Annotated in this window: 21 protein-coding genes; 2 read left to right on the top strand and 19 right to left on the bottom strand. The window is 40.4% G+C overall.

Annotation, left to right across the window (positions count from 1 at the left end):
• Positions 1–60: 60 nt before the first annotated feature.
• From GPS65_RS03035 to degQ, 4 genes are all read right to left on the bottom strand, one after another.
• Complete coding sequence (locus tag GPS65_RS03035; protein WP_012011106.1) at positions 61–2,367, bottom strand: sensor histidine kinase; 2,307 nt, start codon at positions 2,365–2,367, stop codon at positions 61–63.
• A 13-nt stretch (positions 2,368–2,380) separates the two neighbouring features.
• Positions 2,381–2,551 carry a competence pheromone ComX gene (gene comX / locus GPS65_RS03040; RefSeq protein ID WP_012011107.1) on the bottom strand — a complete coding sequence of 57 codons (171 nt, stop codon included), beginning with the start codon at positions 2,549–2,551 and terminating at the stop codon, positions 2,381–2,383.
• A complete protein-coding gene (locus GPS65_RS03045; RefSeq protein ID WP_012011108.1) occupies positions 2,529–3,452 on the bottom strand; it encodes a polyprenyl synthetase family protein in 924 nt (307 codons plus the stop codon). Before GPS65_RS03045 ends, comX begins: the two co-directional genes overlap by 23 nt.
• A 151-nt stretch (positions 3,453–3,603) precedes the next feature.
• Entirely contained in the window at positions 3,604–3,744 is a 141-nt protein-coding gene (gene degQ, locus GPS65_RS03050) for a degradation enzyme regulation protein DegQ (protein ID WP_003213123.1), read from the bottom strand.
• 505 nt (positions 3,745–4,249) lie between these two features.
• On the opposite strand from degQ, the gene GPS65_RS03055 reads away from it, so the two are divergent.
• Positions 4,250–4,603: a YuzC family spore coat inner layer protein gene (locus GPS65_RS03055; RefSeq protein WP_012011109.1), complete on the top strand. Its 354-nt coding sequence runs from the start codon at positions 4,250–4,252 to the stop codon at positions 4,601–4,603.
• 31 nt (positions 4,604–4,634) lie between these two features.
• Here the strand turns inward: GPS65_RS03055 and GPS65_RS03060 are convergent, their stop codons facing one another.
• The 9 genes from GPS65_RS03060 to GPS65_RS03100 form a co-directional block, all read right to left on the bottom strand.
• Positions 4,635–5,861 (bottom strand): EAL and HDOD domain-containing protein, encoded by a 1,227-nt coding sequence (locus GPS65_RS03060; protein ID WP_012011110.1) that lies wholly within the window; start codon positions 5,859–5,861, stop codon positions 4,635–4,637.
• A gap of 139 nt (positions 5,862–6,000) precedes the next feature.
• Positions 6,001–7,470: a nicotinate phosphoribosyltransferase gene (locus GPS65_RS03065; protein ID WP_119125304.1), complete on the bottom strand. Its 1,470-nt coding sequence runs from the start codon at positions 7,468–7,470 to the stop codon at positions 6,001–6,003.
• 17 nt (positions 7,471–7,487) lie between these two features.
• Entirely contained in the window at positions 7,488–8,039 is a 552-nt protein-coding gene (locus GPS65_RS03070; protein ID WP_012011112.1) for a cysteine hydrolase family protein, read from the bottom strand.
• Between the two features lie 60 nt (positions 8,040–8,099).
• Positions 8,100–8,507 (bottom strand): YueI family protein, encoded by a 408-nt coding sequence (locus tag GPS65_RS03075; RefSeq protein WP_012011113.1) that lies wholly within the window; start codon positions 8,505–8,507, stop codon positions 8,100–8,102.
• 26 nt (positions 8,508–8,533) lie between these two features.
• The gene (locus GPS65_RS03080) at positions 8,534–8,782 is read right to left on the bottom strand and encodes a YueH family protein (RefSeq protein WP_041815892.1); all 249 of its coding nucleotides are present in this window, start codon (positions 8,780–8,782) and stop codon (positions 8,534–8,536) included.
• 96 nt (positions 8,783–8,878) lie between these two features.
• Positions 8,879–9,100 carry a spore germination protein gene (locus GPS65_RS03085; RefSeq protein WP_012011115.1) on the bottom strand — a complete coding sequence of 74 codons (222 nt, stop codon included), beginning with the start codon at positions 9,098–9,100 and terminating at the stop codon, positions 8,879–8,881.
• A 99-nt stretch (positions 9,101–9,199) separates the two neighbouring features.
• Positions 9,200–9,421: a spore germination protein gene (locus GPS65_RS03090; RefSeq protein WP_003213446.1), complete on the bottom strand. Its 222-nt coding sequence runs from the start codon at positions 9,419–9,421 to the stop codon at positions 9,200–9,202.
• Between the two features lie 66 nt (positions 9,422–9,487).
• Positions 9,488–10,591, bottom strand: a complete 1,104-nt coding sequence (locus GPS65_RS03095) for an AI-2E family transporter (protein ID WP_012011116.1) — start codon at positions 10,589–10,591, stop codon at positions 9,488–9,490.
• A 185-nt stretch (positions 10,592–10,776) separates the two neighbouring features.
• Positions 10,777–11,013, bottom strand: a complete 237-nt coding sequence (locus GPS65_RS03100) for a YuzF family protein (protein WP_003213721.1) — start codon at positions 11,011–11,013, stop codon at positions 10,777–10,779.
• A 181-nt stretch (positions 11,014–11,194) separates the two neighbouring features.
• On the opposite strand from GPS65_RS03100, the gene GPS65_RS03105 reads away from it, so the two are divergent.
• Positions 11,195–12,679 carry an esterase/lipase family protein gene (locus GPS65_RS03105; RefSeq protein WP_119125305.1) on the top strand — a complete coding sequence of 495 codons (1,485 nt, stop codon included), beginning with the start codon at positions 11,195–11,197 and terminating at the stop codon, positions 12,677–12,679.
• On the opposite strand, the gene GPS65_RS03110 is transcribed toward GPS65_RS03105, so the two are convergent.
• The 6 genes from GPS65_RS03110 to essB all read right to left on the bottom strand — a co-directional run bounded on the left by GPS65_RS03110 (position 12,676) and on the right by essB (position 23,406).
• Entirely contained in the window at positions 12,676–13,209 is a 534-nt protein-coding gene (locus tag GPS65_RS03110; RefSeq protein ID WP_003212819.1) for an HD domain-containing protein, read from the bottom strand. The genes GPS65_RS03105 and GPS65_RS03110 overlap by 4 nt on opposite strands.
• Before the next feature lie 145 nt (positions 13,210–13,354).
• On the bottom strand, positions 13,355–14,098 hold the full coding sequence (locus GPS65_RS03115; protein ID WP_162900874.1) for a (S)-benzoin forming benzil reductase: 744 nt from the start codon (positions 14,096–14,098) through the stop codon (positions 13,355–13,357).
• A gap of 98 nt (positions 14,099–14,196) precedes the next feature.
• Positions 14,197–14,682, bottom strand: coding sequence for a type VII secretion protein EssA (essA, locus tag GPS65_RS03120; protein ID WP_088000849.1), 486 nt, complete (start codon positions 14,680–14,682; stop codon positions 14,197–14,199).
• Positions 14,672–17,569 carry a type VII secretion protein EsaA gene (esaA, locus tag GPS65_RS03125; protein WP_119125307.1) on the bottom strand — a complete coding sequence of 966 codons (2,898 nt, stop codon included), beginning with the start codon at positions 17,567–17,569 and terminating at the stop codon, positions 14,672–14,674. The genes essA and esaA overlap by 11 nt, the downstream gene beginning before the upstream one ends.
• Positions 17,566–22,041 carry a type VII secretion protein EssC gene (essC, locus tag GPS65_RS03130; protein WP_119125308.1) on the bottom strand — a complete coding sequence of 1,492 codons (4,476 nt, stop codon included), beginning with the start codon at positions 22,039–22,041 and terminating at the stop codon, positions 17,566–17,568. The genes esaA and essC overlap by 4 nt, the downstream gene beginning before the upstream one ends.
• A gap of 51 nt (positions 22,042–22,092) precedes the next feature.
• A complete protein-coding gene (essB, locus tag GPS65_RS03135) occupies positions 22,093–23,406 on the bottom strand; it encodes a type VII secretion protein EssB (RefSeq protein WP_119125309.1) in 1,314 nt (437 codons plus the stop codon).
• Positions 23,407–23,412: the final 6 nt, after the last annotated feature.

Here is a 23,412-nt window from a genome sequence, read left to right on the forward strand (position 1 = left end):
CTCACTTCCATTTTATATAAAAGACTTGGCAGATGCCAAGTCTTATTCCTTAATAAAACGTTACAATTCCATTTCAATTTTCACCTTCAGCCCTTTTTCTGGTGCTGTATGAATGTGAAGCTTCCCATTTAACGCCTTGACTCGTTCTCTGATTCCAGAGAGACCCATGCTCATCGTGTGCTGATCAAGGTGCCTTGCATCAAAACCAACTCCATCATCCTCATAGTGAAGAACAACCTGATCTTTAATACAAATCAGCATCACGAGCACTTGGCTGGCTTGAGAATGTTTCAAGGCATTGGATAACAGCTCCTGAACAATCCGATAAATATTAAGCTGGGAGTCAATATCAATGTCCAGCTCCTTATCAAAGCGTGTCGTATTCAGCCGAATATGAAATGGTGCTTCCTCCTGAATTTGAGAAGTCAGCTTCGATATCGCCTTCACTAAACCTAAATCGTACAGCAGCTGTGGCCGAAGTTCATGACATGTTTCTCTCGTCGTTTGAATCACTTTAGACATTTGTTCATTCCAAGAAATAAGCGATTGTTCAATAGAGGTTGGACATTGATCGTTTTGGAAATTCGTTAAAAACATCTCTGACTGTCTTTTTAGCGATATCAAATCCTGCAACACGGAATCATGAAGATCCCTCGCTAAATCGGAGCGCTGTTTTTCTTCCATCGCAAACATCACTTTTTTCAACCAAGCAGGGTTCGCTTCACGCTGCTTCAAATCCTCAAGATGCTCCATCAGTTCTTCGATCTTGACGACGTTTTCTAAACTGACACTTGTGTAAAACGCCAATGTTTTTAGCCATGAGATTTCATCTCGGGTCAGCTTAGGTGTCCGTAAATTAGATAAACAGCAAATCACAAAAGAGTGACCGCCCCGCTCACCAATTTTCATCATAAACCCTTTATCAAGCGCGATGATTTTACCAACTTCACCTAAAATATCTTGAAATTGATCCACATAATCTTTCCATAGCTGGCTTTCTTCTATTGATTCATCAATTTCAACAATTTGTCCATCTGCCTTCACTTCAAGCACAAAGGCTTTGTTCACAACAAGTACTTCTAAGATGGTGTATTTTAAATGATACAATACTTGATGCAGTGATGACGCCTCACGAATGAGCTGTGTAAATTTAAATACACTATCCTGATAATTATGCTTCTCTGAAAAACGCTTCAAACGAAAGCGGAAATCGATAATTTCTTTAAAGTAGAAAACGGTGAGCATAAGAATGTACGTGATGATTGTAAATTTCACTGTATAGAAATTTGCATTCGGTTTTTGAAGAAAATCAAAAACAACAACCACTAGTATTGTTGGTGTAATCGCTAAAAAACCGTAGTATTTAATCCTCCCCATAAAGAAATCAACATTATACAGCTTATTTGACATAAATTGATAGACTAGGAAAAAAGGAATTAAAAGAACAAACGATGCAACAACATAAGGTGAAATAAAATATATACCAAAAAAATAAGGAATGATAAAAAATAGCATGAATGGACTGAATGATGAGATTAAAATGAGTGCAAATGCTCGAAGTACATTGCTGACTTCATTGTCTTTCAATTTTTTAGCAGCCCTTATAGTGATAATAATCGAAAGGAAAGCCAGAACAAAAAATGAAAGTAAATTGACATATGCTAATAGATCTACTGGTCCTGCTTTATTTTTATAGAATAAAACTAATAAAACGTTAGTAACTGGAACTAGATACAAATAAAAAAGAACTCGACGACGAATAATTTCTGTTCCTAATTCTTTTAAATATTGATACATAAAGTGCATATATAGTGGAGGTACACTATTCATTGTAACGATTACAAGAATACGACTGATAGCCTCTCCTTTTCCAGAACCACCAGAACTTACATAACCTATAGACACCGCCAAAAGAAATAAAGCTAAAATATAAGCTGATTTTTTTTGGTTTACTTTATTCATTTTTAAAATCATAAATATACAAAATAGACAGATGGAATAAAGAATGACTGGTATTAGATAAATAAACAGATTCGCTTGACTCAATAACCTTACATTCTCTAAATCAATTTTATCACCATGTCTATCAACGACTAAACTTTTAACATTAGCTAAAAAACCTCTTTTAACTTCTTCAACTGGTTTTTTATTCCCATTTACTTCAAGTATGATATCGCCTTTCCTAACTCCAGCTAGATAGCTATCTGTAAAATTATCGACATCCACTACCTCAAGTTGACCATGACTATTTTCTTTAACAGCTGCTCCAACAAAAATATTAAATACGTTGATATAAGAGATGTAAATCACATAGATGAAGCTAAGGATTACTAATATAACTGTTAACTTAGAATATAACTTTCTCATAATATTTATCTACTCAAGCAGTTGACCATATGATTGCTTTAATAACGTCTTCTTTCTGGAATCCGTCAACAATTATACTTGCAGTTTCTTGATCAACGTGAAGCAATGATGCGTTCCCATTAACGATTTGATTTAATGTTGAAGGATTCTCCACTAAATAACTAACCAATTCCTGAATTTTCATCTTCTCCATCTCCAATTAAAAAGAGTATCAGTTTTTTCTTTTTTGAAGCCTCTAAATGTAGTTTCTTGAACGCTTCTTTACACTTATTTCTGAGAAGGTTTCTCATAATAAATACATATTGTTGAGCACCTGATTTCTTTAATTTATCCTTTAATTCTTCAGAGCCGACGCTCTTATCCTTTGATTGAAAATAACTGAGCAAGTCTGAACTAGATGGATTAAACTCATTTTTCAAATAAACTAGCGGTAATGTTTGCATTCTTTTAAAGTCAATATTATCTTTATTAAAAAGACCTAGATAGTCATTTTCAAGCTGTTCCGCCATTCCTAGGTAATAAGCATATTCTTCTACCTTCTTTTCAAAAGAACCTGTTGCCAAGATAACCCCTAACATACAGGGTAACACAAACAGTGATCCTGCCTTTAATCTCATGATATTTAAACAATCCTGCTCATTTTCCGGCTCCACTGTCATATCCAAATGCTGTCCTTGCATTGACTGAATGGAATAGGAATATACACTGTTTATAAGCTCCGTTGCATGATCAAGCTTCGAAAAGACTCCAAAGCTCAATGCAAAAAGAACATTTGCCGCATTCATCGCAACTCCGCTCTGACACCTCATCCAAGGATACGAATCTTTATCCTGATCTTCAATATCATCTAATATATCGGCTGATAAGATGAGAAGTTCAATCCCTGCTGCCAATTGTGTAATCGCTTGCTTGTCTTGCCCGCCAAATGCCTCATAATGCTTGTAAGCTAATTGCCCAAAGGGAAATTCATTCTTTATATCAGTAAATTCTAGAAGCAGCTTTTGTAAATCCTTCTGCCTGACTGCATGTTGAATAAAATCAGACATATTCTGCTTGATTTTTGTATTCTCTAGATAGTTTAGCATACTCGGTCTTGTCCCTCACCCTTCCGCCTTTTATTTTACTAAAAAGACATGAGCAAATGTCCACTGACATCACTATTTAACAATTATATAATAATATATCCTTTTTTTGTATGTATTTGGATAAAAAAAAGACTTGATGATGATCAAGTCTTTAAGAAATTTTCACATATTCATATTTGTCGTACTGATCAATGCTTTTGTTAATGTTATGAAGAGAAGCCGTTGTTTCTCTAATTTCGTTTTCAAGTTTCCATAATAATTGTTTAAGTTCTTCGATTTCATACTTTTCCATCGATTCCACTCTCCTTTTTTGGAAGATCAATGTATTTGTGTATGGTGATTGGGTCATAAGTATTTGATCTGTTAATAACAGTGTAAATGTAATTGAGTATTTTTTCACCGAAAAGTATGCACAAAATGTGTGCGTGATACCGCAAAATTCAATAGGTCTTTTTTCATCATTTTCTGACTTTTCAAATCATACTTTTATCTCAATTTCAAAGGAACTGCGTCATTTTTGCGACAAGAATAGGCATCATTCGTCACACTTCTCTCACAACAGAACATACGATCCCTCCTGTAACCTCGGTTTTGAGTCTTATAGGTCAGACGACAGACCCTATTGTGGACACCGCAATTTTTTGACGACATTCACCGAAATTGACCGCAAAAGTACCTATTTTTATGTTGGATTTATACAGATAGAAAGATCATTTTGATTCTTTATTCTGATTTTCTACATACATTTAGAACAGATATCCGTCCAATTTCACGTCAATGAGAGAAGAGGTGACGAAGTGTTTTACTATGTTCCTTATCCTGCTTTGCAGGGTCCCGCAATGAGCCGTGCACATTCGCGCACACCTATGACTTTTCCTCCAGTAGATGCCCACTCATTTCAGCGAGCCGCAAAGGAATCCGCCCGACTTGTTGCTGATGCTTCACTTATTACACAGCAGATTTCCAGCTCCCTTTCGTTTGCACAACGGATAATGGAGGCTGCTGAGCGCTCTGATTCGACAAGTGTCATCAGAATGCTGAAACAAATCGGTGTGAAAAGTGGGATCGACATCCGCTTTAGTCCAGAAGGCATTCGGATCTACTTGTCTCTTGCCTCTAGCAGACTTTTTCTTCTTTTACAGTGGGCATAACAAAAAAAGCCGCTCTCAGCGTGGGCGGCTTTTACGATTCAAACATTTTATGACACCATTCAATGGCTTCTATATAACATCCGTAGGCTTCTTGTTTCGGGAGATTCCCATCTAACATCTCATGATCCCATTCATTTCGTTCAATCCGTTTGGCGACATCTAGCACAAATGAATAATCATTTTCATAACCAAGCAGTGCCTCGCCCACTTCATCAGAAAGTGGCAGCTCTTTTACAAGTTCTGTAATATCTGCCCTGACAAGTGTATCAATGAGAGAAAACATACCTGTCAGCATATAAGAGGCTGGGTGCTCTCGTTCGGTACGACTCGCAATCAGTTCACATGTTTTCGCCCGAATGAAGGACATTTTAATAATTTCTTTTTGACTTGAATTGGCTTGAACATTCAATTCTTTAAATGAAAGAATAAAGATCCAACGCCTAATTTCATTAAAACCAAGCAGAATAATCGCCTGCCGGATACTTTTGATTTGATATAGGCGTCTCATGCCGCCTGAATTGAGCATTTTTAATAATTGGTATGATAGCGAAAGGTCACTTTCAATAAAATGGGTAACGACCTGGATATTCGGTTGTTCCTTGCTCAGCTCATTTAATAGCTGGTGATACGCATGGAAGCTGGTCGATAATGCTCGTCCTGATATCACATGCGGCTCACTAAAGAAATACCCTTGAAACAAATGGAAGCCGGCTTCTAGCGCTTCTTCATATTCTCTTCGCGTTTCCACCTTTTCTGCAAGGAAACGAAGTCGATATTTTTTATAGGTGTGTAGAATTTTTCTACGTTCTTCCGATGTGGTCTTTAGAAAGTCGATTTTTAAAATATCAATGCAATAGAGGAGTTCCTCAAGCAACTTGTCACTGAAATGTGATCCGCTTAGAAAAAAGTCATCAAGTGCAATCGTATATCCCCATTTTTTTAATTCCTTACATCTCATAATAAGTGCTGGGGTAATCGGGACATTTTCTAATATCTCGATCACAAGCTGATGCGGATCAAAATAGGTGAGCAGATCAGACGAAAGTAAGCTTTCGGTGAAATTAATGTAGCATCTTTTGCCTTCTGTCAATGTTTCGATGCCGATATTTAAAAAACTGTTAATAATGAGGTCCGTTGTCGCTTGGTCACCATCTTCAGCGCTATATGTATTGGTTTCACTATCTCTATAAAGCAGCTCGTATGATACGACTTGTTCTTTTCTGTTAAAAATAGGCTGTCTCGCAACAAACACCCTCAACTGCTCCAATCCTCCTTTATGCCATGACAAACAAGATGTGCTTTCAGTATACCAAATGATTGTGCTTATGGTTCATTTTGAATCGGTCAAAAAATAAAAAAAAGAGATCACCTGACTTGATGATCTCCTTTCTTCAACGTTAGCTTTCATAAAGCTCTAGTTTAATTTTATTTTTCACGTCATGAATAAACTGCATCTTGTTATCCCAGCATTTTTGACTCAAATCGACTGGATATTCTTCTGGTTTGCTGATTCGTTTATATTCCTCCCAGAAAAGTCCGAGGCTGTCCTGCACATAGGCTTGAATCGTTTGAATATCCGGATTGTCATATACAAGTTTTCCTTGTTCGAAAATCGGGACATGTAGATCCTTCGCCACAAAGTTTGTGACAAACTTGCTGATAAATGTATGCACTGGGTGGAACATTTTTAGCTTATCCTCACTATGAACATCTTCGTCTTCGAGCGCAATGTAGTCACCCTCTGAGTGATGATTCAATTGATTGATAATGCGGTACACACGTTTACGTCCTGGTGTTGTCACTTTCTCTGGGTTGGATGAAATTTTGATGGTGTCATTCATCTGACCATTCTCTTCAATCGACACAAGCTTATACACTGCACCGAGAGCTGGCTGATCAAATGCTGTGATCAGTTTTGTCCCAACACCCCACACATCAATTTTGGCACCCTGTGCTTTTAAATTCATGATGGTATGTTCATCAAGATCACTTGATGCAATGACTTTTGCATCATGGAATCCAGCTTCATCCAGCATCGTTCTAGCTTTTTTAGACAAGTAGGCAAGGTCACCACTATCTAGTCTGACACCAATAAAATTGATCTTGTCTCCGAATTCTTTCGCTACCTTAATGGCATTCGGAATACCGGATCTCACGGTATCATACGTATCGACTAAAAAGACACAGTCTGTATGAGTTTCAGCATATTTTTTAAATGCCGTATATTCATCGCGATATGCTTGCACAAGTGCGTGAGCATGTGTTCCTGACACTGGGATGTTGAAGCGCTTCCCAGCACGAACATTACTTGTCGCCTGAAAGCCGCCGATAAGAGCCGCTCTTGCTCCCCACATCGCAGCATCCATTTCATGTGCACGTCTTGTCCCAAATTCTAGTGCTGTCTCGTCTTCAATGATTCCTTTAATCCGAGCTGCCTTTGTCGCTATCAGCGTCTGGAAGTTTACAATATTTAGCAAGGCGGTTTCAATTAGCTGGGCTTCGACAAGCGTTGCCTCAATGCGCATAATTGGCTCATTGGCAAAAACAATTTCGCCTTCTCGCATAGAATGAAGGGAGCCTGTAAAGGATAACCCGCTTAAATAATCAATGAAATCGCTTTTATAACCGAGTTCGTCTTTTAAATACGCTAGATCACTTTCGGTGAAGGAGAAATCCGATAAATATTCAATCGCTTTCTCTAAACCAGCAAATACAGCGAAGCCATTGTCAAATGGAAGCTTTCTGAAGAAGAGTTCAAAAACTGCCTTCTTCTCATGAATGCCGTCTCTCCAATACGTTTCTGCCATGTTAATTTGATAAAGGTCTGTATGTAGTGATAAACTGTCGTCAATAAACCGATGCTCCAACTTCCATTCTCCTTCCCTTACTTAACCACTTTCGCACCAAGCGACTGCTCAAAGTGAGAAAGTGCCCACTCGTGCCCCGCTTCATTAAAACTCGCTACAGCATTCTCGTGAATCACAAGTTCGAAGCCTTTATTGTACGCATCAACAGCTGTATGAAGTACACAAATATCGGTACATACGCCGGCTAAATGAAGTTCAGTGATGCCACGCTCGCGCAGTTTCATTTCTAATTGAGTGCCTGCAAAAGCAGAGTATCTTGTTTTTTCCATATAGTAGACATGTTTTAAATGCTTTGACGTGTGAAATAGTGAACTTAGTTTGCCATAAAGTTCAATTCCCTTTGTCCCGCGAATATTATGGGGCGGAAATAACTTTGTCTCTGGATGATAAGGGTCTTGCTCCTCATGATGATCGACTGCAAAGACGACAAAGTGCCCTTCATCAATAAACGAAGAAGTGATCTCTGTGATCTTAGGCTCAATCGCCTGTCCAGGCTTTCCGCATGTCAATTTTCCATCGTCTGCAACAAAATCAACTGTATAATCAATACAAATCAATGCTTTGCCCATCCGCATCTCTCCCATATGCTCTTTTGACTCATTATAGCTTATTCATTTCACTAGGGAAACCTATTCAACAGATTCTTGAGAAAAAGCCTTTTGAAACAGCTCATCTTCTATATAGATGTGCTCTTGATTGACCGCATTCGGCAGCTCTATCACAAGACCAAAAGGAGAATGTGCCTCATGATGATTCACCACTTTAAAGGAACATCCCGCGGCATTAGCCATTTTCACATACTGAGAATAAGAAGCATAGGACAACTCACCATTTAAAAGAACAGTGGACTGGCGGTTGGCCTTTAATACTTGTTCGACCTCTTGATACGGTTTATTTCGTGATACCTGTCCCTTTGTCAGGGCAAGAAGCGCTCGTTCTCTTAATGAACCGAGAAACATTCTTCGTTCATCGGGTTTTGTTTCAGCATGTCCAAATATCCCTTGCTGCAAATAAAAGTCTACGGATTCTTCTTTCATCGCTGTTTTCACTCCTGGTTTTATATTTACATTTCTGTGACCCAGTGCACAATCTTTAGTGCAAGTTCACGGGCTTCGTCTGTTTCTGCTCTTTCCATTAAGGAATGCTCGAGCGTATGGATTAGCTGCTCTTTTTCATCCTCGTACGCAATGGAGATACTCCATTCAATATCAGGTACGGCAACAAGCGTTTTATATTCTTTTTTATTTTCATGTAAATATACATTGTAGGTCTTTGGTTGTCCGCTTGTGATGTGTGCTTTTCTAATTTTCATTTGGCTCTGTTCACACCTCTTTTTCCTTCTTACTTCCATATCCATTGTACCATAAAAAAAGCCAGCTTCAGAAAAGGAATTCCCTTTCAAAGCTGGCTACGCATTGAAACTCTTCTGCTGACTAATAAGATTTGAATCCCAAACAAATGTGACGTTTGGACTGCTAAAAAATTGGACGAGGTCCCCTGCATTATAGGTACCTGAACCACCGGCGGAGTGATCTACACTTTTTGGCGAAATGGCAAAAACATCACCGAAATGTGCCGCCCCATTTCCGTACACACGATCTATATGAATAGGTCCAACAATCGCTGGCATTGCTCCACCACCTTTTCTATCCACATCATATGCCTAGCTCAATAATACGTGTATCTCAAATAAAAAAAGACAGCTGATATGTGAGCATCAGCTGTCTTTCTATGCATTAAATGATTGAGGCTGGCCAAACAATGTGAAATCCCAAAGCATCGTCGCATTCGGATCACTTGTAAGAGACATATAATCACCTGAATTAAAGGCTCCTGCCCCGCCAGTCGAGTGGTCTACAGCTAATGGGGCAATGGCCAGTACATCACCGAAAGTAGCTGCACCATTGCCTCCTAATGACTCGATATGAATAGGTCCAACGATTGCAGGCATCAGAATCTCCCCCTATCTGCTTATGACAATCATCTTATGCAAAAAGGGGAGCGTTGTGCATCTGCCCTAGACGTTTAAGTGCTGCTCTTTGCGAGAGCGCTGACGCAGCTGAACCAATCTGACAATATTCAGGGTGATCGCTTTGAGCAGCGCATAGACAGGCACTGCAAAAATCATGCCAAGGATGCCGCCAAAGCTTCCTGCCCCAATTAATAACAGGATAATGGTCAAAGGATGTGTGTTCAGACGTTTTCCAATGATCAATGGAGAAATGACATTTCCGTCAATTTGCTGCACAACAAGAATGACAATCACTGTCACTACTGCTTTTCCAGGCGAATCAAGAAAGGCAATCAGTACAGCAGGTGCCGCGCCAAGATATGGTCCAAGGTATGGAATCACATTTGTCACCGCAATGATAATACCGAGAATAAGCGCATATTTCACACCAATTAATAAGTATCCAATAAAACAAGCGACTCCAACAAACAAACAGACAATAATCTGCCCCTGTATGTAAGCTGCGAGCGTGTCGTTTAATTCTTTGAAGATTTTCAGCCCTTCCTTGCGGTAAGGCATTGGTAAAAACTGAACGAGCTTGTCTGGAAACTTATGCCCGTCTTTCAGCATATAAAATAAAATAAATGGAACGGTGATGACGGCTAAGGCAATATTCGCAATCACACCAAACACCGCAGACATACTTGAAGCAATGTTTTCCGGTAATGCCTTTAATGTCGAAACGACCGTCTGTTCAAATTTTGAGACAGACACATAATCTTGGCTCATCATCCAAGTAAATGTTTTAGAATGCGAAAAGTCATTGATAAATTTCTGCATGTCCGTTACATAACCAGGGAAGCTTTTGACAAGTCCACCGACCTGCGAAATAATCACCGGCCCAGCAGCATTGACGATAAACGTGATGAGTCCAATGAACAGGAGATAAATGATCAGGATAGCGAGAGTTCTAGGGATTTTCTTGGACAAAAATCGAACAATTGGATTAAAGATGAAAAACAGAATACCCGCCAGCAAGATGGGGACAAACAGCGTTGATGCAAATAAAATAATCGGCTGAAATAAAAACGAAACCTTTGTTGATACATACACAATGAGTAAAACAAGTAATATTTGGAATGTCCAAAAATGGACTTTAGATTTTAACAAAGATGCTCCTCCTGTTACGTATTGATCTTATTAAAAAACTACTATTCAACCCACCTTCTGTCAACTGCTTCTTGTTTTTAGAACCTCATTTTTTGAAAAAAAAAGAACAATTGGTATATCATGCACTTTCCCCAGATATACATTCTATAAGCATGAAAAAAAGCAGACACCTATGCGTCTGCTTGTTACACTCTTTCACTGTGATCAGGCATCACCGACACGATTTGCTGGATCCGCACATAAAAAACTGATTTTGCCCCCGCTTCTATCACAATATGATCCGGCATGACTTCCTTCAATTTCCCACGGACCGTATCTTTCACTGTTTGCACAATTAATCTCATACCGACCACTTTCTGCAATGTTTGATAAACATATGGATCAACTAATGAAACAAGCTGCGGACTTCCTTGTTGTGCCATACTACCCGCCCCTTTACTTGTGTATTTACCCACAGCGTATGCATGAACCCATGTGAATGTCACTCATGGCAACCACACAACATTAATACCATATTTTAACAATTGTACGTTTTTACATTTTTTAGAAGTATAATAGATTGGTGCTGCCAACAATTTAAATCATTTGAAGAGGTGAATTGTCTTGAAAAAACTCATTTGTATTGTTGCTGTCATGCTCTTTCTATCCTCTGCAAGTTATGTGTATGCAGGGACAATTGGAGATCCCCCAGGGACGCCAGGAAAGTGGTATAAAGGAGAAGAGCCCATTCAAAAAGACGGGTCAAAACCACCACTTGTTTTTGTTCATGGTATTAACAGCTCCTCCTCCACTTGGTCCAATCGAAACGATATGGCAAAGCAGGCTGTTCAGAATGGATACGAAAGCGCATTCATAGATTTGCACCCAGATCAGGACATGAAAAAGAACGGCAAACTATTAGCGGAAAAGCTCAAAGAAATCTATGACGCATTTGGTAGAAAACTCATTGTGATTGGTCATAGTAAAGGAGGGATCGATACACAGTCCGCCTTGGTGTATTTCAAAGCCCATCCCTATGTGGAAAAGGTCATTACGCTTGGCTCTCCTCATAACGGGACACCGCTTGCGGATCTAGCATATAGCAAGGGTGGGGGCTGGCTCGCGCAAATTCTTGGACAAAAAAGCGAAGCGCTTTATTCTTTGCAAACTGGTCTGATGGCAGCTTTTCGAAGTGAAACCGATCAGCTAGAGGCGTTCCCCAATAAATATGTCACCTACTCTGGTTCAGAATGGGGTACATTTGGCGGTGCGCTGTATTTAGGCGGCATGTATTTAAAGAGCTTTGGTACAAATGATGGTGCCGTCACGGTAAACAGCACAAAATTATCATATGCAAACAATATCTTAACTGGAAAATGGGATCACTATTCAATCAAAAACGGCACAAGTATGTTTCCTGTGTTCCAGCATCAGTTGCTGGCAAATGCCTCGAGCGCTGAAAATAAACCTAAAGAGGAACAAGAGCCCGTCTCTGCTGAGCTCAATACAGATGTTTATGTGAAAGGTGGAGAAAGTGAAAAGGATAAAACAGAAGTGTTCTATGTAGAGGAAGGAACGAATGGCTTATCGATCCAGTGGTTAAATGAAAGGCAGGAGACGCAGCCCGAAATCATAGCCCCAAATGGAGACGTCTTAACAAATCTTAAGACATCGGAAGCTTCTTTCCCATATGAAGGCGCATATTCACACCATGTGAAAATCAATAAACCCGTTCCTGGAAAATGGACGATTCAATCGAACTCTGGAAAAATGGCTCCTTATTTGCTGCTTGTATCTTTTGATTCACCATTAAATGAAGAAATTAAAGAAGCTGCTTCGAAGTCAGGGGGTGCATCGACCCATTCAAGCGGTCTGATTAAACGGTTAAGCAAGTCAGTGGAAACCAATTACTTTAAAGACGCACAAAAGGATCATCCAGTGAAAACAAGTAGTTCATCAGCTATTCAATTGAAAAAAGAAGGTGCCTATTCCGTCACGGTACAATACACTGGACTCACTACGTCAGGGACATCTGCGTTTAACCGTACCGTTATTCGCACAATGTATGTCGATCAGCACGGAACGATTCATGGTGACATTCCATATTAAACAGAGCGTTTCATGGGCTGAAGTGCCTGCTGCACTTTCTGATCCAAATCGGCAATTTTTTTCATTGCGAGTGATTCATCTATTTGTCTGTAATGATGGTGCCCGCCTGGCTCTTCATCCATTTCATCTGCTTTCTTCACAATTTGTTGGAGTGTGTCCTTATGAAGGTCACCCTCTGGCAAATATGAGTCTGTATGAAGCAGAATGGCAAGAGCAATATCCTTGGCTGCTTTTGGTTCCTCGCCGAGCCGTATGAGTAGTTTATGTGCCCGCTCTGCACCTTTAATGGCATGAATATCATTTCGTCTATATGTCTCGTAATCCCATTCTCCGCCGGCTGTATACCATTCATAATGGCCAATGTCATGTAGGAGCGCTGCTTTCACAGCCAGATCTGGATTAATTCCAGCCTTCATCGCCAGCTTGAATGCGTGATAAGCACAAGCAATCGCATGGGCTTTTCCTGAACGATTTAAATATTTTTGAGCAACTGGATGGGTGTAAACATCCATTAATGTAACCTTTCTCATGGAAACCCCTCCTTATCTATATTTTTAGCATCCTAACATATTCTGAAAAGAAACTCAAATGTTCTGTTATATTTTCTATGAGTCTCAAGATTAGCTTATGTCAAATCAGCCGGTTTTGCTTGTACAAGACGGAAAAAAGCAGTCGTTATGACTGCTTTTTTCCATACTCACGTGCATCATATACGACGCCGCCAGCTGGATCATCCGCTAAAAGATCAAGCAAAATACATGCGACTTCATCTGGACTCTTTAGTGTGCCTGTTTCATATAATTGCTGAAAACGGTCAATCTGTTCGAAGTCCTGTTTTGATGATTTTCGAATCTCTCCCTGCATATCTGTATCAATCGTGCCTGGGGAAAATGAAAACGTGTTAATTGGATATGCCTCGTCCTTCTGCTCCTCATGCAAAGTCCTCATAAACATATCAAGCCCTGCCTTTGAGCTGCAATACGCACTCCAGCCTTTATAAGGATTTTTCGCCGCTCCAGAAGAAAGGTGAACGATCATTTTCTTTCCATTAAATGATTGAGTCTGCTGAACAAATACATGACTCAGCAAAACAGGAATCACAAGATTCAACGTATAATGCTGATGAAGCATATCCTGTCCGCCTTGCCCCACACGCTTGATTGGGGTCACCATGCCTGCATTATTGACAAATAAGATGTCATCAGCTGCTGCCAGTGTTTGCGGCACGAGACAATCTTGAAGCCATTGGGCTGCTGCTTTCTCATCTGTCAGATCGACCTGTGTATGTGTAAGTTTCGGATGAGAAATCGGTGATGCACTTCTTGCTGCTGTGTACACATAATCTCCGCGCGCAAGCAGCCGGTTCACAAGTGCTAGACCAAATCCTTTTGATCCGCCTGTAACGATTGAAATTCGAATGACAATCTCCTCCCTTGATAACCTTATTTTACGTAGTGAAACGGTACGACTTCAAGCAATCTGCATAAAGAAAAGCCTGCCTCCTTTAAAGAGACAGGCTATTTCTTTTCAGCCTTCACATTGACCTTTGGAATCAGAATAAACATCACAACGATACCAAAGACGATGAAGAAACCAAAGATGATCGGAAGCAGTGCAGATGACTGCTTCTCTTGATCTTCGCCAGAAGGTGTCGATACTGCGGCATCACGAAAAGAGATATTCATCTCTTCCATCATGTGAGCTGATGTTTTGGGCGGGTTCTCTTTTAGATCACTGAAAAGCTGCGGTGAAAGAGACCCTCCCGGAGTTTTAGGCGGTTCAGCAAAATGAATGTCTGTTTTAACTGTTGATGTCTTTTTGCTTTGTTCGTATTTCGTTTGATCCCTCAATATACTTGAGTTAATATCAAGTTTTTTTTCTTGATATTCATTCGGCTTGACGTTTGTATCCGTATCTTCACCAGCAGCGAAAGCAGCAGGAATGAGGAGAAAAAGGGACATGACACCAAGTGCCATCCCTTTCACGAACAGATTAAGCCTCATGAGTCACATCACGTTCCTCCGTTTTATCTTTCCATAGCTTTGTCACAAACGGGATGACCATGAAGAGGACAGTTAAAATCATTAATCCTATCACACCCATTCCAAAGTGATCTCCATTTCCATATTGGATGGACAAGTACACGTCTGTCACTGGGTTGGTGAAATGGAAATTCGGCATCACCAAATCAATTAATGGTGCGACAAAGAAGAAAATAAGCGCCGTTGCTGCCATCCATCCGGCAATAGAGCCGAATAGGAACGCCGTGCGAATAAAGGCGGAACAAGCCACTAATAGTAAAATCGTGAAAATGGACCACTGAATCGCTTGATCATCTGCAAGCTTGTAAATGTTTAGTCCAAATAAGCTGATCATGAGCCCGACTAATAGATTTAAGATGCCAAACAGTGCACCTTTCACCAGCATCGGAGCGGCCGCATAATACGAGCTGAAAAAGCCTATTAACAAACTACTGATCATCACAATGATCAAAATGACCACTGGGGGTACAGTCTGCGTTTTTTCTTCTGGTACATCACCACTGATTTTCAGCGGATTGGCTAAGTGATTATACACATAGTTGCTGTTGCCTTGATCACTTAATGTGTTTCCTAAAATACCTTTCAAATCTTGCTGAACAAGTTTCGTGGAATGAACATTCTTGCTCCAGTTTTCATTCAGCGTATCCGCTTTTTCTTGGACCGTTGTCACACTCTCTTCAATGTTATTCGTATAATCTGCCACTCCTTTTTGGCGGTCGGTTAACGAACTCATATTTTCAGAAAGTCGAAGCACTTCTTGACCAATTGAATCCTGCGCACTGACAACAATTGAACTGCCTGCAAGGTCCGCTGTATACACTGCATCTCCTTGATCAGCCATTTGCTCCGCAACATTGTCCGCACTTTCAGAAATTGTGTTTAATTCCTGTTCCATGCTTGCCTGCTGAGTCGAAATGTATTCTGCATAGCCATCTGAAAACTTCTGCATCTCATCAATAAAAGTAGACACATCATCGTTTGACGTCAGCATTTGTTTTTTGAGCGTATCCCAGTTTTCCGTTTCCTCTTTTTTGATGGAGAGGATGGACTGGATATTCTCTTCTTTTGTGTCATATAAAGAAGAGTTATTAGATGGTTGATAGACGTTTGCGATCATCAGCTCTAGCTGAGAGAGTTGATTGGAATACTCCATTAATTTTTTAGTTCTTGTTGATTTTGTTTCGAATTTTTTCTCAAAAAGATTGTCATTAAATGCTCCACCAATCGGTGAGTTTCTGCGTTTCAGCTCTTTTACTTTGCTTAAAATAGTGGATTCCTGGCTTTTGATTTCATTTGGAATCACATTATATCGATCTTGTAACCATAGGAACATCTTTTCAAGCTTTTCTACTTTTTTCGTAAGCTTCTCGAGCTCTTTACTCATTTGACTCACTTTGTCTTTTAATTCATCATTATGAGCGGAAGCTTTCTCTTGAATTTTCTTTTTCACTTCATCTAAGCGAGTTGAGAGTGCTTTTAGGTCATCCTGCGATGAATTCTTGCTGCCGGTATCTGGCTGAGCAGGATTTTCATCATTTTCTCCTACTTCCCCATCTTCAGAAGAAGGCGGTGTCTCCTGTTCTACTAATTGATCTGCAAGGTCGTTCATTTCTATTGAAATTTGCGAGAGCTCATTTGTTTCTTCATCTAGGTTAATTCCAATCTCTTCAGGGGTTTCATTATCTTGATCTGATTGCCCGTCATCTTCAGAATCAACTGGAGGCTCAGGCTCGTCCATCAACTCTTGCCTTTTTGCCAATAGCTTTGTCTGCAAGGCTGATATTTTATTTCGATAGTCTTCTAAGTAACGGTCTTCATACTTTTTAATCAGTTCTTCCTGAGACGTCTTTACAAGTTCCGTTAATCCCGTTGATTGCTTAGGAATAGCGTCTTCTCTCGACTTTTGAACAGTTTGGATGGCGCTGTCCGTTGTGTTTAACTGACTTTGTACTCCGTTGATATCTGTTTTGAGTCCACCCATTTGATCACTGAAGCTGCGGGCATTTTGGTTTTGAATATCAGCGAGCTGTTTGAGCCCCTGCTGAATTTGTTTTTGGTTTGTCGATTGCGCTTTGATCAAGAGGTCCTTTTGTTTGTCTTGATACTGCTGGTATTGATCGACTACTTTTACAAAATCCTTTAACTGGTTCTTTGCTTCTTCTGTCGTACTCAGACCGTCTTTATATTGCTTCTGCGAGTCGGTCATTGCATTTTTTAATTCTTCTATTTGTTTCTTCTGTTGCTGAACCGCATCTGATAGTTTGTTTGAGTTCGGCTTATAGAAGTTATACATCGTGTTTTGGAATTCAACTTCTTTGCCGACAATATGCTCAAACTCTTCTCTAACATTGCCGATTTCCTGTGATACAAAACTCCAATATAACGTCGACATCTGTTCATTCATTTTCTTCTGCGCATTTTCCAGCTCTCTTTGCACTTTCTCTTTATTGACTGAATTGAGCTGATCTTGAATGGAAAATTGAATGGATGCCTTCTCAGGATGGTCTTTATCATAGCTCAGCACATTTTTAGAGAAATCAGACGGAATATAGAGGACAGCGTCATACTTTCTGCTTTTCAATCCATTTTCCGCCGCACTCCGGTTCACTACAGTCCATGTATAATCTGGACGCTCTGATAAGGCAGCGACGACATCTTGTCCGAAACGAGCGGTGTTTTCACTTTCGCTCGCCCCCATATCCTCATTGACCACAGCAATATTACGTGTGGCATTCTTTTTCTGTTTTGCCGGATCATCTCCAATGAGGTGGAAAAATAAAACCGGCAGAACCAGAATCAATATCATCGTCGATATGATTTTGATGGAGCTTTTTTGCTGCTCTGTCATTGAACACTCTTCCTTTCTACCGCACATAAAGGAACTTGGATTTTCTTCTCTTTCCCGTTTTCAACCAAATATCCGAAACCTGGCTGAATATCTGGTTCTTGTCTTGCATACGGAAGCGGTATGATGTTTTGTTCTGATTTTTTCATGAGTAACATGGCATGACGAACTTGTTTGATTTCGTTTGTGAGTGCATCATAGCCTTTGCTAAATTCGGTATGATTCCCTGATGCGATCAGGCTAAAGCCTAGATGTGCATATGACTTCATGAAATCAGCCAATTGGTCTTGAAGACGCGGATCGATCGTCTGCTGAAAACGTGTAATGCCATCAATCACAAGCACAATTTGAGAAAACGACAACTGATCAGTCTCTCCACGGCGCACAGCTTCGACGTACACCTCTTCACGTCCCTTGAATAAACGGTCTATTTCCTCTGCCCATTCGGTGATATCATCCTTTGTTTCAAGGTAATCAATGTTCTCTTCTTTTGCGTAATGAGAGAGACCCCGATCTATCGAATCAAAGACGGCTAGCTTCTCAGGTTTTGCTGCTAATAGCTGATCAAGCATCAGTTTTGTCACATTTGTCTTTCCTCGCTGCGTTTGACCGATGATGAGGCAATGTTTATTCTTCTTCAAGTCAAAGTAAACAGGTGCAACAGATTCTTCATCTAGTCCGACTGGAATGTCATACGGCTGTTTTTGTTCTTCTAAGCGACTCTCTAGCTCCCAAATGGTTAGTTTATCAGGAAGCATTGGTACAGGTTTTGGTTTTTCAGCTGATGCAAAGCGATCATGAAGAAGCTGGATCTCTTGTTTCAAATGCTCAAACAGCTCGAGATCGTTCTCTCCTTCAACTGGCAGGAACATTTGTGCAAAGTAAAGCTCCTCTTTGTTGATAATGACGCGGCCTGGAATTGGCTCTAAGCTAAATTTCGGTCTGCCAATAATCGAGTACGCCTCTCCTTGATCCATTAAGTAATGGACGACCTTTGTTTTCAAGTTGTTCATAAGAGATTGACGGACTGCGTTTACCCGAGTTGCTGTAATCAAGAAGTAAATTCCTAATGATTGTCCATCACGGCTCAGTTGGATAAATTCTGATTCAAGTTCATGCATTTCGTCTTTGACTATGTCAAAGTTATCGATCACGATGAAAATGAATGGGAGCTTTTTCTCATTTAAAGCGTTGTACATTTTGATATGACTCATTTCTTGCTGCCTGAATAACCGCTTGCGGTATTCAACCTCTTCCCGCAGACGCGTCATCGACTTTTGAATCTTTCTCATTTGATCCATTAAGAAATAATCTGCTGTGTGTGGCAGCTTGGCTAATGGAAGCAATGTTCCGTTTCCGAAGTCATAAATATAAGCATGCCATTCTTCTGGTGAATATCTCTCCGCAAAGCTCATGAGGAGTGTTGTTGCAGCAAGTGATTTTCCGTAGCCAGAGGAACCAAAGATCCCAATGTTCCCATCTTCCATCATTTGATAAGAAAGTGGATGCTGGCTCTGCTGATCTGGCTCATCGACAAGCGCAAAATGGAAGACATGCTCTTCACTCGACGCATAACGTGATTTTGGAATCCGTTCTTCGAGCGGTGGAAGCCATGGACTTGGGAGCTTCTCAATCCCAAGCTCCTGCTGCATACGTTCAATTTCATCTACAACAGCAGAAATCTCCGACACTGTCTCTTTTTTGACAGCCGGTTCGGTACTAACTCCTGAAAGCGGAATAAGCCCAGTATCTGTCACAATGGCAATATCATCTTCTGATCCGTAGCCATCTTCCATATACGGCGCACCGCTCCAAGCTGATTGGAACAATTCATAAATTTCATTGTTTCCTACTTGTAAGTAGCCGCGTCCTGTCACGGTAATGGACGCCGCATCACTATTTTTCAATATCTCCTTACTGTCTGACGCATCTTGTACTTTGAGTGCGACCTTAAAGCGGGAGTTACTCCAAATCTGATCATCGATGACCCCGCCTGGTTTTTGGGTAGCCAAAATGAGATGAACCCCGAGGCTTCGGCCGATACGTGCCGCACTGACAAGCTCTCTAATAAAGTCGGGCTCTTCACTTTTTAATTCGGCGAACTCATCAGAGATTAAGAATAAATGAGGCATTGCCTGTTCAGCCTTTTTCTCCTTATAGAGCTTCGTATAATCATTGATGTGATTCACATGATATTGATCAAACAAGCGTTGTCTTTTCTTCAACTCACTTTTAATTGAGGCAAGCGCCCTTTCACTAAAGTTCTTACTGCCTTCAATATTGGTGATCGTGCCAAGTAAATGAGGAATATTTCGGAACGGCTGCGCCATTCCGCCTCCTTTATAGTCAATCAATAGGAAAGCGACTTCATGCGGATGAAAGTGTACAGCGAGCGATAAAATGTACGTCTGTAAAAATTCACTTTTCCCCGATCCTGTTGTTCCCGCCAACAGACCATGCGGGCCATGTGCTTTTTCGTGCAGGTTCAGATCCACAATGTCATTTTTCCCTTTATAACCGATTGGTACAGATAGTGATTTGGCCGTTTCTGATGTGAGCCATTTATCACGAATGCCGATCTCTTCTACCTGTTTGGCATGAAATAGATCAAGGAAAGAGACCGTTTCAGGAATCGAATTGGTCATGCCAACTTGATGATCTAATGTTCTCAGCGTTCTGGCAAACAGCTCATTGTCCATGCGCTCATGTGTATCAAGCTGAAATGGAATTCGGACGGCTTTTTTGTGCTGAATGAGAATATCTCCTTCTTCTTCGTTAATATAACGGACAAGCGTCGAGATATTTTCAGCTAAGCTTTCCTTTGTTTCAGCAGCAAAAATAATGGAGATGCCAAGGTCCGTTCGGCTGCCTTCTAAATACTCTAAAATCACATGTTCAGCAATGAGCTCATGATTTGTCACGATAAACACAAAGTGAGGCGTAAAGATCTTCTTCTCTTTTTCTTCTTCTAAATCACGCTCACGTAAAATTTCATAAATCGAGGACAACAGCTGATCACGTGTTTGTTCGTTGTAAATAAACCCTTTGCCGTATGTATGAGGTAGCTGGAAATGCGGAAGCCATTTCATCCATTCCCAATTCTCATACTCCTGCTCATGAAAAATAAACACAAATCTTAAATCATGATAGCTGTGCGAGAAAGCAAGCTGTCCGACAAGTTGATGAAGCTCCTTTTTTACAATTGCTGGCTTTCCAATCAATCCAGTTGGGCCATCGGCAAGACCAAATGTGATGGGTACATCCTTCACTTCACGATAAACCTGTTGCATGTGCTGCGTTTGTTCCATTAAATCATCAATGTCTCGATTGGCCATATCACCGCCGCTCATCGATAGTTCATAGCTTGACGGGACTGCACCCGTCCCAAGACGTAGCTGCAAGAAATCATCACTCACAAGTGTTTTTTCCCAAATTCGGCCGCTAATTTCTGACGTTAAATACTTCATTTGTTCAAATGACGGATAATGATATGTCAAAATATATTGCTGGCGGTCGTAGAGCTCTTGCAGCTCTTTTCGTTTATTTTCTAAGTAAAGAGAATAGACTCTCTGCCGTTTCTCTTCCCGTCTTTTGCGTTGTGATTTCTCTTTAAAGTATTGAACAGACGATGTGATTAATGTCATGATAAACATTGCCATCGACACGACAATAAAGATTCCGCGCGGCTGGACAAGCGCAACAATTCCCATCACAAGAAGCATCACAAGTGGCGGGAGGACAACAAGCCAAAGCCCTCTGCTGTTATTTTCACTCTCCTGCGAAGGAAAGCTAAAGGAAACCCGGTCATCTGGCAGATCATAAATTAAACGGGGTGTTCGTCTATATAAAGGATACTTTTGTTTTGTTTCTGTGCTTGGTGCTCTTGTTTTTTCCAAACGTGTTTGAAAGGGTTCATATGCAGTCACCTGCAATAAATCATCATCTTTCAATGTCACCGTTAGAAAGTTCCAGAACAACTCATCCCCGGCATCAATTCGCTCTGGCCCGTGAATTTTTTTCCCGTTCACATAAATCGTTTCGTCCTGAGGCATGACATACCAAGTTCCTTCGATTTTCTCTAAAGTAAACTGGTTCGCATCTTGAAACATAGGATGCGCTTGTTCTTTCCACACATCGATCTCATCTTTTTTCTCACGTGAAAAAGACAGCTCGACTCTATTTCCTAGGTAATAAATGTGTTGATCATGATGTGCTTCCATTAAAATAAGGGTCAGTGGTCCAAGCTTATATGGTTCATGTGGAAGCAATGTGCCTTTCTTCTCTTCACCCTGATAAATGGAAAAGCCATCATTCGGTTCATCGGGAGTTAAACGGATGACTCCTTCATCAAACGAAAGTGAAGGGATTGTCACCGTATGCTCTATTTCAGGTCCAATCACAGCTTCTCGATTGAACTGCTCGTCTAAACGGACGGTTTGATAATCCTCCTCATAAAAAACCCAAAGAAGACTCAAACGCTCCACCTCCTCATAGGACAGCACCAACTGTCAGTTGTATCGAAAGAATTATTTTTTCTCATCTTTTTTCGTCTGAGAGGTTTTCTTTTTCACTTCAGATTCTTTCTCTTTTTTCTCTTGATCAGCTTTTGACTGCTCTTTTTGTTCAGCAGCTTCATCTGTTTGGCTTGCGCCTGAGGAGTCATTGGTGCTTGTCTCCGTTGTTTCTTTTTCTTCATATTTCGCCATTTCCTTAATAATTGGATCTAGCTGTTTTTGTTTTTCTTCTGCAGAAAGACTGTCATCGTTTTGAATGTCATTGCGATAGGCGACGAGTGCCGTAAATATGTACCGGTCGTCTCCAAGGACACGTGCAATATCAAGTGCTTCCTTGCTATTGCCTTGTCCAATATGAATCCAGAAAAGAAAATATTGCGGATCAGTCTGCAATGTGTATGTATCTGTGATTTCTTTTTTATGTTGATCGAGTAACAGATTGCCTTGATTTGTTTGTACATACGAAATGGCCAGTTCATATTGAAGGGAAACCGGCATTTGATTGGCTGAATATTTTTCTAACGTATCCACCACTTGGCTGTACTGTTTGTTGAGATAATATTTGTTTGCCTCCACATACGCTTCTTGTTTCGGCATCGCAAAAAAGAAGGTATAAATGGTGTACACCAATGCAGGAATTAATAGGACAAGCAGACCTAGTCCGATATATCGTTCGATCTTCCATTTCTTTTTCGGAATGGTTAATAACGTTTTCTCTTTCGTTTCAATCGCTTCGATCTTTTGCTGAATGAGGGCAGACAATTCTTCCAGAGACTGCGTTTCGCTGATTTCTTTTGCCAATTCAGATAGTTTCAGCGTTTCGCTGTAAGCCACATATTCTTGAAACTGGTACTCATGGTCCACCACTCGAAGAATGACGGCTTTGACCTCTTTTAGTAAACGTTGCTCATCCGTTTCATATGGCGGGATGCTTTCTTTGACGCCGTAATGCAAAAATGCAGGAGCTAAGCCTTGATGAAAAACAATGTTTTCAGGAGAAACAATAGGATGCAGCCGCTTCACGTCGTGTTTGCACACTGCATCGACAAGCTGGTATGAAAAAATCCATTTGCTTTTTTCATCCTTCGCATGGATGAAACGAAATTCCTGATAGGCAGGAGGGGGTTGAATAGAAATAATGACCTCATCTTCAGTTAATTGAATCTCTTTTTTAAATGAAGGGTTGATGTCTTTGATCGGTGCCGCTTCTAAACCGTCTAAGAGTTTAATGGTCTCTCTTTGAAAAATGAAGCTGTAGATGCCGCCCTCTTTTTTCATCACTGCTTCTAATTGTTCTTCTAAATAGGAACTCTTTTTATCTGCCATTTACAA

This window comes from Bacillus pumilus, from assembly GCF_009937765.1.
GTDB classification, from domain to species: domain Bacteria; phylum Bacillota; class Bacilli; order Bacillales; family Bacillaceae; genus Bacillus; species Bacillus pumilus_O.

Coding starts and splice junctions, on each gene's coding strand:
- GPS65_RS03035 (WP_012011106.1), bottom strand. CDS start 2,367: ATGAGAAAGTTATATTCTAAGTTAACAGTTATATTAGTAATCCTTAGC.
- comX (WP_012011107.1), bottom strand. CDS start 2,551: ATGAAAATTCAGGAATTGGTTAGTTATTTAGTGGAGAATCCTTCAACA.
- GPS65_RS03045 (WP_012011108.1), bottom strand. CDS start 3,452: ATGCTAAACTATCTAGAGAATACAAAAATCAAGCAGAATATGTCTGAT.
- degQ (WP_003213123.1), bottom strand. CDS start 3,744: ATGGAAAAGTATGAAATCGAAGAACTTAAACAATTATTATGGAAACTT.
- GPS65_RS03070 (WP_012011112.1), bottom strand. CDS start 8,039: ATGGGCAAAGCATTGATTTGTATTGATTATACAGTTGATTTTGTTGCA.
- GPS65_RS03075 (WP_012011113.1), bottom strand. CDS start 8,507: ATGAAAGAAGAATCCGTAGACTTTTATTTGCAGCAAGGGATATTTGGA.
- GPS65_RS03080 (WP_041815892.1), bottom strand. CDS start 8,782: ATGAAAATTAGAAAAGCACACATCACAAGCGGACAACCAAAGACCTAC.
- GPS65_RS03085 (WP_012011115.1), bottom strand. CDS start 9,100: ATGCCAGCGATTGTTGGACCTATTCATATAGATCGTGTGTACGGAAAT.
- GPS65_RS03090 (WP_003213446.1), bottom strand. CDS start 9,421: ATGCCTGCAATCGTTGGACCTATTCATATCGAGTCATTAGGAGGCAAT.
- GPS65_RS03100 (WP_003213721.1), bottom strand. CDS start 11,013: ATGGCACAACAAGGAAGTCCGCAGCTTGTTTCATTAGTTGATCCATAT.
- GPS65_RS03110 (WP_003212819.1), bottom strand. CDS start 13,209: ATGAGAAAGGTTACATTAATGGATGTTTACACCCATCCAGTTGCTCAA.
- essA (WP_088000849.1), bottom strand. CDS start 14,682: ATGAGGCTTAATCTGTTCGTGAAAGGGATGGCACTTGGTGTCATGTCC.
- esaA (WP_119125307.1), bottom strand. CDS start 17,569: ATGACAGAGCAGCAAAAAAGCTCCATCAAAATCATATCGACGATGATA.
- essB (WP_119125309.1), bottom strand. CDS start 23,406: ATGGCAGATAAAAAGAGTTCCTATTTAGAAGAACAATTAGAAGCAGTG.